Origin of the sequence: Phenylobacterium sp. (assembly GCF_024508875.1) — a bacterium.
GTDB lineage: Bacteria > Pseudomonadota > Alphaproteobacteria > Caulobacterales > Caulobacteraceae > Phenylobacterium.
The window spans coordinates 1-8,698 of the sequence record NZ_JANINU010000082.1 but is presented as its reverse complement, the minus strand read 5'-3'; the positions used below and the strand labels follow the sequence as shown (position 1 = coordinate 8,698).

The 8,698-nt window shown below is 71.4% G+C and carries 7 protein-coding genes and 1 pseudogene; 3 read left to right on the top strand and 5 right to left on the bottom strand.

All coding sequences use genetic code 11. From position 1 onward, the window contains the following. Both Q0L11_RS07610 and mtnN read right to left on the bottom strand, forming a co-directional pair. On the bottom strand, positions 1 to 2,074 hold a 2,074-nt coding region (locus tag Q0L11_RS07610; RefSeq protein ID WP_296596437.1), incomplete at its 3' end, for a helicase-related protein. 48 nt (positions 2,075 to 2,122) lie between these two features. Continuing rightward, the gene (mtnN, locus tag Q0L11_RS07605) at positions 2,123 to 2,863 is read right to left on the bottom strand and encodes a 5'-methylthioadenosine/S-adenosylhomocysteine nucleosidase (RefSeq protein ID WP_296596436.1); all 741 of its coding nucleotides are present in this window, start codon (positions 2,861 to 2,863) and stop codon (positions 2,123 to 2,125) included. 135 nt (positions 2,864 to 2,998) lie between these two features. Between mtnN and Q0L11_RS07600 the strand changes: the two genes are divergently transcribed. Next, positions 2,999 to 4,825 (top strand): DUF885 family protein, encoded by a 1,827-nt coding sequence (locus Q0L11_RS07600; RefSeq protein ID WP_296596435.1) that lies wholly within the window; start codon positions 2,999 to 3,001, stop codon positions 4,823 to 4,825. 121 nt (positions 4,826 to 4,946) lie between these two features. Beyond that, positions 4,947 to 5,711, top strand: coding sequence for a hypothetical protein (locus Q0L11_RS07595; protein ID WP_296596434.1), 765 nt, complete (start codon positions 4,947 to 4,949; stop codon positions 5,709 to 5,711). 68 nt (positions 5,712 to 5,779) lie between these two features. On the opposite strand, the gene cdd is transcribed toward Q0L11_RS07595, so the two are convergent. Beyond that, positions 5,780 to 6,178 (bottom strand): cytidine deaminase, encoded by a 399-nt coding sequence (gene cdd, locus Q0L11_RS07590; protein WP_296596432.1) that lies wholly within the window; start codon positions 6,176 to 6,178, stop codon positions 5,780 to 5,782. Between the two features lie 144 nt (positions 6,179 to 6,322). Here cdd and Q0L11_RS07585 point away from each other — a divergent pair, with 144 nt between their 5' ends. Next, a complete protein-coding gene (locus Q0L11_RS07585; protein WP_296596430.1) occupies positions 6,323 to 7,210 on the top strand; it encodes a YdiY family protein in 888 nt (295 codons plus the stop codon). Here the strand turns inward: Q0L11_RS07585 and Q0L11_RS07580 are convergent. Both Q0L11_RS07580 and Q0L11_RS07575 read right to left on the bottom strand, forming a co-directional pair. Further along, complete coding sequence (locus Q0L11_RS07580) at positions 7,207 to 8,337, bottom strand: ABC transporter permease (protein WP_296596429.1); 1,131 nt, start codon at positions 8,335 to 8,337, stop codon at positions 7,207 to 7,209. The genes Q0L11_RS07585 and Q0L11_RS07580 overlap by 4 nt on opposite strands. Continuing rightward, a pseudogene (locus tag Q0L11_RS07575) lies at positions 8,334 to 8,698 on the bottom strand (ABC transporter ATP-binding protein); the annotation flags it as partial. The gene Q0L11_RS07580 and the pseudogene Q0L11_RS07575, both read right to left, overlap by 4 nt.

Genomic DNA, 8,698 nt, shown 5'->3' with positions numbered 1-8,698 from the left:
GCGCCTCGGGCCGCAGCAGGCCGGGCAGGTACAGCGAGAAGGCGCCGATGCGCACCCCCAGGCTGCGCAGCATCCGCCGCTCCACCTGGCTGAGGGCGCGGGTGTCGGCGGCGACCTCGGCGCGGTCCAGCACGCCGCCGGCCTCGATCAGGCGGTAGGCGAGGCCGCGGGCCAGGCCGCGGATCTTCCCGTCGGCGACAGCAGCCTCCAGCTTGCGCAGGGGCGCGAGGCGGCGGCCCGCCTCGGCGGCCACGAACGCCTCCAGCCGTCGCGCCGCCCGCTGCCGCGCGGCGTCGTGTCCCAGCTCGCCCAGCAGCCGCACCTGGGGCGCGAAGGGCTGGCCGCCCGTCACGAGCCCCACGGCGACGCCGTCCCACAGCACGGCGCCGTCAGGACCCAGCGCCAGCGCCTCATCCCTCGCGGCCGCGAGCTGGCCCAGGCGGCGGCCGATCTCGGGGCCCACGGCGTGCTGGGCGGCGGCGCGCAGGGCCTTGGTCTCCAGCACCGTGCCGCCCTGGGCCGGCTCGAACGCCACGCCCGAGAGGCGCCCGACATAGTGGCCCTCGACCGTGACAGCGCCGTCGGCCGCGACGCCCGCCAGCATGTCCTCGCGCACCCGCAGGCCGCGCATCAGCGCGCTGGTCCGCCGGTCCACGAACCGGGCCATCAGCTTCTCGTGCAGTGTGTCGGAGAGGCGGTCCTCCAGCGCGCGCGTGCGGCCCTGCCATTCGGCGGGGTCCACCAGCCAGTCCGGCCGGTTGGCCACGTAGGCCAGGGTGCGGACGCTGGCCAGGCGCGTGGCCAGAGTGTCGATCTCGCCGTCCACGCGGTCGAGCTGTTCGTATTGCCGGGCGATCCAGTCGTCGGCGATGCGCCGCCGCCGCTCGGTGAGCTGCAGGAAGAAGGCCTTCACCAAGCCGACGTGCTCGTCACGCGACACCTTGCGGAAGTCGGGCGTCTGGCAGACGTCCCACAGGCGCATCAGGTTGGTCCGGTCCTTGACGCGGCGCTGGACCAGCTCGTCCTCGGCAAGGGCCTTCAGGGTGGTCTCGTCCAGCGCTTCCGCCGCCAGCTTCAGGCCCGGGCGGTCGGGAACCTGCGCCAGGCTGCGGAGCAGCGTCGGCAGGGCGGAGAAGTCCAGCTTCGAATTGCGCCATTCCGCGCCGGCCACCGGCTCGAAGCTGTGGTGCTCCACGGCCTCGACCAGGTCGGGGTCCATCTCCTCGGCCTCGCCGGTGACGCCGAACGTGCCGTCCTTCTGGTAGCGGCCCGCCCGCCCGGCGATCTGGCCGATCTCCTGCGGGTGCAGGAAGCGCGTGCGGCGGCCGTCGAACTTGCGCAGGCCGGCGAAGGCCACGTGGTCGACGTCCATGTTGAGGCCCATGCCGATCGCGTCGGTGGCCACCAGGAAGTCCACCTCGCCGGACTGGTAGAGCGCGACCTGGGCGTTACGCGTGCGCGGGCTGAGGCTGCCCATCACCACGGCGGCGCCCCCGCGCTGGCGGCGGATCAACTCGGCGATGGCGTAGACGTTCTCGGCGCTGAACGCGACCACGGCCGAGCGGCGCGGGAGGCGGGTCAGCTTCTTCGGCCCGGTGTAGGTGAGTTGGCTGAAGCGCTCGCGGGTCTGGATCTCGGCGTGCGGCAGCAGGCGGCGCACGAGCGGCGCCATGGTCCCGGCGCCCAGCAGCATGGTCTCGTGCTTGCCGCGGGCGTGGAGCAGCCGGTGGGTGAAGACGTGGCCGCGCTCGGGGTCGGCGCAGAGCTGGATTTCGTCGACCGCCAGGAACTCGACCTCGACCGACAGCGGCATCGCCTCGACGGTGCAGACGTAATACTGCGGCCGGGGCGGGACGATCTTCTCCTCGCCGGTGATTAGCGCCACGCAACGGGCGCCGCGCGCCTTGACGATGCGGTCGTAGATCTCGCGCGCCAGCAGCCGCAGCGGCAGGCCGATCATGCCGGAGGCGTGCCCCAGCATGCGCTCCACCGCCAGGTGGGTCTTGCCGGTGTTCGTGGGGCCGAGCACCGCCACCAGTCGGGACGGCGCCGCGCCCGTGGGGCGATGGCTCATGACCTCAACGTGGGGTGGGCGGCAGAGTCGGGCAAGCGCGGCCTCGTGTCAGACCTGTACGCGCAGGATCGCCAGCAGTTCCCGCACGCAGACCGCGGAGTTCTCCGCCGCCATTTCGACCATCTGCGGATAGGTGACGTGGCTGTCCTCGCCCGCGAGGTCGGACAGTGTGCGGATCACGTACAGCGGCACGCCCCACGCGGCGGCCACCTGGGCCACCGCGCCGGACTCCATGTCGATGGCGTCGGCCCCGAGGCGCTCGCGCAAGTCGCGCCGGGTGGCCGCGCAATTGAGGAAGTAGTCCGCCGTTACGATCGCGCCCCGCCGCACGGGGTGGGCGAGTTTCCCCCGCGCGGCCTCGACCAGCCGGTCGAGGTCGGCCGCCACGCGCCGCGCGACGGGGACCGGCGCCGTCAGGGTCGGCGCGCCGATCGGAATGATCCCGGACTCGGTCGGCGTGAAACGGCCGTCCGTCACGTAGCCGTAGTCGTGGATCGCCAGGCGGTCGGCCAGGAGCACCGTGCCCACCTCCAGCTCGGGGTGCAGGCCGCCGGCGACTCCGGAAAAGACCAGCGCCTGCGCGCCGTAGGCGCTGAGCAGCAGCGTCGCGGCGGCGGCCGCGTTGACCTTGCCGATGCCGCAGAGCGCCAGGGCGACCTGGACGCCGTCGTGGGCGCCGGTCCAGATCCGGGTGGGGCCGCGCGCCTCGGGCTCGGACGGAAGGTGGAGGCGGCCGTGCACGGCGGCCAGTTCCTCGGGGGTTGCGCAGAGAATGCCGACTGTGGCCACGGCGCGACCCTAGCGGCATCATTCGGCACTGTCGCGCCCGGCGGCCGCGCAACACCGTTCGACGCTTAAGGAATTGCGCGGTCGCGTCCGCCCGCTAGGGTCCACCGCAATCCAATCCCTTCGGGAATCTCGAAAATGACCACCCGCCGCCACATGCTCCTGGGCGGAGCCGCCCTCGGGCTCGCCGCCTCTCCGCTCGCCGCCCTCGCCGCCGAGGGAGAGGGCGTGACCGATACCCGCCTCGCCAAGCTTCTCGATTCCTTCGTCGACGAGATCCTGGCCGACAGCCCCCAGACCGCCAGCAGCATCGGCAAGGACAAGGGCCCCCGCGCGGCCCTGAAGCGCCGCCTGGACGACGCCTCGTCGGGGGGGCGTGCGAAACAGGTCGCAGCCTACGCGGACCGGGCCAAGCGGCTGCGCGCCATTCCGCGCAGCAGCCTTTCGGGCCGCGACATCACCACCTACGACAGCGTGCTCTACGCCCAGGATGTGGGCGCGGAGGGCGGCCGGTTCGCCTATGGCAAGGACTACGCCAACCCCTACGTCGTCAGCCAGCAGGACGGCACGGTGGCCAACACCGGCGAGTTCCTGAACGCCCAGCACCTGATCGAGACGAAGGACGACGCCGAGGCCTACATCGCCCGCCTCGAACAGTTCGGCACGGCGCTGGACCAGGAGAGCGACCGGATCAAGGACGCGGCCGGCAAGGGCGTGATCCTGCCGGACTTCCTGCTCGCGACGGCCCTCCAGCAGTGCGGCGAGCTGCGCGCCACCGAGCCGGGCGCGACCCGGCTGGTCGGCTCGCTGGTCGAGCGCGCCAAGGCGAAGGGCGTCGAGGGCGACTGGCAGGGCCGCGCCACCGCCATCGTGCGCGACAAGGTCATGCCGGCGCTGGACCGCCAGATCGCCGTGCTGAAGGCGCAGCAGCCGCGGGCCAGCCACGACGCCGGGGTCTGGAAGTTCAAGGACGGCGGCGACTACTACCGGTGGGGCCTGAAGTACAACACGACCACCGACCGGACGCCCGCCGAGGTCCACAAGACCGGCCTGGACCAGGGCGCCGAGATCGACGCCCTGATGGACGGCATCCTGAAAGGCCAAGGCTACACGCAGGGCACGGTTGGAGAGCGCATGGGCGCGCTGACCAAGGACCCGAAGTTCCTCTATCCCAACACCGAGGCGGGCAAGCGCGAGGTCATCGCCTATATCGAAGGCCGCATCGCCGCCATCCGGCCGCTGCTGCCGAAGATCTCGAAACTGGGCCTGAAGGCGCCGGTCGAGGTGCGCGCGGTGCCGAAGGAGATCGAGGCGGGCGCGGGCCTCGGCTATATGAACTTCGCCGCTCTCGATGGTTCGCGCCCGGCCATCTACTACGTGAACCTGCGCGACACGGCGAACTGGCCCAAGTACACCCTGGCCAGCCTCTCCATGCACGAGGCTCTGCCGGGCCATGCGTGGCAGGGCGCCTACCTGGCCGAGCGCCCAGGCGAAATCCACACGATCTCCTCGCTGATGAACTTCGGCGCCTTCACCGAGGGCTGGGCGCTCTACGCCGAGCAACTGGCCGACGAGGCCGGCCTCTACGCCGACGACCCCATGGGCCGCCTGGGCTACCTGCAGGCGCTTCGGTTCCGGGCCGCGCGCCTGGTGGTGGACACCGGCCTGCACGACAAGCGCTGGACCCGCGAGCACGCCATCGAGTGGATGGTCGGCGCCACCGGCCGCTCGCTGCCGGCGATCACCAGCGAGGTGGACCGCTACTGCGCCAGCCCCGGCCAGGCGTGCGCCTACAAGACCGGCCACAACGAGATCGTGCGGCTCCGCGCCAAGGCCAAGGCGACGCTGGGCGACCGCTTCGACCTGCGAGACTACGACGACGCGGTGGTGACCACGGGCGGCTGTCCGCTGGCGGTGCTGGAGGGCGTGATCGACCGTTACGTCACCGGCGCGAAGGCGGCCTGAGGCCGCCGCTCGCGGCAGGGCAGGCTGGAGCGCAAGGCGCCGAAATCGTCGGAAGGGGGAAGCCTCTAGGTTCCGCTCGCAAAAGTGGCTTAGCTACGGCCCAACAACAGGGGGGCGCGCGATGAGGCTGTTGTGGACGGTCCTGGCCCTGGCGGTCGCGCTGGCGGGTTCCGGGTGCGCCAAGCGCGCGCCAGACCCGACCGCGCGGGCGTTCTACGAAGCGGTCCGCACGGGCGACCTCGCCAAGGTGCGCAGCCTCGCGGCGCCCGAACTGCGAACGGCCCAAGCCGACATACAGCTTCTGCGGCTGACGGTCGTGCTGCCGAAGGAACCGCCGACGGCGTCGGACGTGCTGAGCCGGAGCGTCAGCAGCTCGGAGGGCGGCGGCGAGACCGTCGAGACCCGCGAAGTCTATGACGTGGCCTCGAGGAAGGTCGTGGTGGACGCGCGCCTGCGCCGCGCCGCCGCCGGCGAGCCGTGGCGCGTCGCGGCCTTCCATGTGAGCGTGCTCAGCGCGCAGGACCTGACGGCCAACACCTTCACCCTAAGGGACAAGACGCCGATCCACTACGTCTTCCTGGCGGGCGGCGTGGCGTCTCTGATGCTGATGCTCGCCGCGGTCGTGAAGGTCCTGCGCCAGGAGGGACTGAGGTGGCGCTGGGCGTGGGCGCTGTTCGCCCTGGTGGGCGGCGTCACCTTGCAGATGAACTGGGCGACGGGCGAGGTGACCATCAACTGGTTCACGCTGCAGCTCATCGGCGCGGGGGCGGTCACGTCCCTGCCGGGCCTGACGCCGTGGATCCTCACCTTCACCTTGCCGATCGGCGCCATGCTGATCCTGGGCGGGGAGTGGGCCAAGGCGGACAGGACGCCCGCGGGCGATTAGGCCCTATCGCCTTGATCTTGAGTGCGATCTTTTCGCCGAACCGGCTTCCACTTCGGCGGATCGCCGCCCTAGCGGTCCAGCCGGAAGCCGAGGGGAAGCAGCGCCTCGATCGTGTGGCTCTGCGCCTCGCCCGTCTCGGGCACGCTGACCACCTCGCAGCCCGGCTCGGCAAACTCCCAGATCTTCTGACGGCAGCCGCCGCAGGGCCAGATGAAGCCCGGGAGCGAAGAGGCGACCCAGACGCGCCGGATGCCCTTGCGCCCGCTGGTGATCGCCCCCGAGATCGCGCTGGCTTCGGCGCAGACACCCTGGGGATAGGCCGCGTTCTCGACGTTGACGCCGTAGTGGACGGCCCCGTCCTCGCACTCCACCGCCGCCGACACGTGCACGCCGGAATAGGGCGCGTGGCTGTTCGCGAGCAGGCGGCGCAGTTCCGCGGCGACGGCCGGAGGCGTGGAAGCGGTCATGTGGGTTGAAAACGTCCCGAAAGGCCTGAGGGACGAGGAAGTCTAGGGCTAAGGCGCACGCCCGTCCATGCCGCGGCGCCCAAACCCCGCCGCGTTCCGGCGACATTGGGTAGCCTGCCATCCCGCAACGAATCGAAGGCCGGCATGCGCGTCCCGCTAATCACCCTCCTGTGCCTTTCGATCCCCGCCGTTGCCGCCGCCGCGCCGCTGCCGGCCGAGGTCTCGCGCATGATCGAGGCTGCCGCCGAGACCCCCGGCGCGCTGGCGACGGTCGCCGAGGTGGCGCGGCGCACGCACCCGGAATCGCTCGCCGAGATCGACGCCCAGGTCGCCGCCCTGACCTCGCGGGCGGAGGAGGAGCGGATCGCGCGGATCACCTCCCTGCGCTTCCGCGACGGCTGGAAGGGGGAGGGCCAGGCGGGCGGCTTCGTCAGCACCGGCAACAGCGACGATGTGGGCGCCTCGGCGGGCCTGACCTTCGCCAAGGAGACCCTGCGCTGGCGTCACGAGGTGAAGCTGGCCGGCGACTACCAGCGCTCGGGCGGGGCGGTGTCGAAGGAGCGCTATTTCGCGGGCTATGCCGGCCAGTGGAAGCTGAACGCCCGCGCGTTCGTGGCCAGCTCGCTGACCGCCGAGCGCGACCGGTTCGCCGGCTACCGCGCGCGCTTCGCCGAAAGCGTGGGCGTCGGCTACCGGCTGATCGACCGCCCGGACCTGAAGCTGAACGTCCAGGCCGGCCCCGCCTTGCGCCAGATCAGCTACTACGACCGAGGCGACGAGATCGCCTTCGCCGGGCGGTTCGGCAGCGACCTTGCCTGGACCCTCCGTCCGGACCTGGTGTTCACCCAGAACACGTCGCTGTTCCTCGACACGGTGAGCTCGACCCTGACCTCGACGACGGCGCTCACCACCAAGCTGCGGGGCGACCTGTCGGCCCGGGCGGCGTTCGACCTGCGGGTGGAGACCGAGCCGCCCGCCGGCCGCGAGCACACCGACACCACCACCCGCGCCAGCCTGGTCTACAGCTTCTAGTCCAGCGTCCGCCGGTAGCGCGCCATCGCCAGGGCCGTGACGACGAGGACGAAGGCGGTGAGGGCGGCGAGCTCGCGCCACTGGTCGCCGATCCCCTGCGACTTCAGCAGCGAGCCGCGGACCACGCGCAGGAAGTGGGTCACCGGTATCACCTCGCCGATCGCCTGGGCCCAGGCGGGCATGCCGCGGAAGGGGAACATGAAGCCCGACAGCAGGATCGACGGCAGGATGTAGAAGAAGCTCATCTGCATCGCCTGGAGCTGCGAGCGGGCGACCGTCGAGATCAGGAACCCCAGGGCCAGCGAGCCGGTGATGAAGAGGGCGATGCCGGCCGACAGGCCCAGCCAGCCGCCGCCCATCGGCACGTGGAACAGCACCGCCGCCATCACCAGGATGATCGCCGTCTGGACCAGACCCACCATGACGTAGGGCGCCAGCTTGCCGATCATGACTTCCAGCGGCTCCAGCGGCGTGGAGAGCAACGTCTCCATCGTGCCGCGCTCGGTCTCGCGGGTGACGCTGAGCGCCGTCATCATCACCAGGGTCAGCGACAGGATGATGCCCAGCAGGCCAGGCACGATGTTGTAGGCGGTGATGGCCTCGGGATTGTAGCGGCGGTGGACCACCACCTCGAACGGAGACGCGCCCATCCGCGGAGCCAGGGCGCCTGTGAGGTCGTGGGCGAGCGCCTGGTCGGGCAGGGCGGCCAGGGCGGCGACGGCCCCGCCGGTCGCGGAGGGGTCGGTCGCGTCGGCCTCCACCAGGATCTGGGCCTTGTCGCCGCGGGCCACGCGCCGGCTGAAGTCGCCGGGCACGGTCACCGCGAACTGGGCGTCGCCGATGCGCAGCAGCCGGTCCAGTTCGGCGGGGCTGCGGGCCTGGGCCACGAAGTCGAAGTAGAGCGAGTTCTTCAGCGCCGCGGTTATCGAGCGGGCATAGCGGCTGTCCTCCTGCATCAGCACGGCCGTGGGCAGGTGGCGGGGCTCGGTGTTGATGGCGTAGCCGAACAGGGTGAGCTGCACGACCGGGATCGCCAGCATCATGGCGTAGGTGATGCGGTCGCGCGTGAGCTGCTTGAACTCCTTGACGAGGACGGCCAGCACGCGGAGCCAAGACAGGCTGCTCATTGCACATTGTCCTGGCTGCGGCCCATGAGCTGGATGAACACATCCTCCAGCGTCGCGGGAACCTCGGTCCAGCGGTAGGGCTCGCGGCGCCAGGGCGCCACGGCGGCCTCCAGTGCGGCCCGGTCGGTTCCGCTGACGTGGATGGCCGCGCCGAAGGCGGCGGCGGTCTCGACGCCGGGCTTGCCGGCCAGTTCATGCGCCAGCTTGTCGGCTCCCGGCCCTTCGCCGTGGAAGGTGATCAGGCCGGACTGGGCGATGACTTCGGCCGCCGTCCCGCGCGCGATGAGCCGGCCGTAGCTGATGTAGGCGATCTCGTGGCACCGCTCGGCCTCGTCCATGTAGTGGGTCGAGACCAGGACGG

Bases quoted from the DNA above. Each gene is read 5' to 3' on its own strand.
- Q0L11_RS07600 (WP_296596435.1), top strand. From the start codon at position 2,999: ATGACCACCCGCCGCCACATGCTCCTGGGCGGAGCCGCCCTCGGGCTC.
- Q0L11_RS07595 (WP_296596434.1), top strand. From the start codon at position 4,947: ATGAGGCTGTTGTGGACGGTCCTGGCCCTGGCGGTCGCGCTGGCGGGT.
- cdd (WP_296596432.1), bottom strand. From the start codon at position 6,178: ATGACCGCTTCCACGCCTCCGGCCGTCGCCGCGGAACTGCGCCGCCTG.
- Q0L11_RS07585 (WP_296596430.1), top strand. From the start codon at position 6,323: ATGCGCGTCCCGCTAATCACCCTCCTGTGCCTTTCGATCCCCGCCGTT.
- Q0L11_RS07580 (WP_296596429.1), bottom strand. From the start codon at position 8,337: ATGAGCAGCCTGTCTTGGCTCCGCGTGCTGGCCGTCCTCGTCAAGGAG.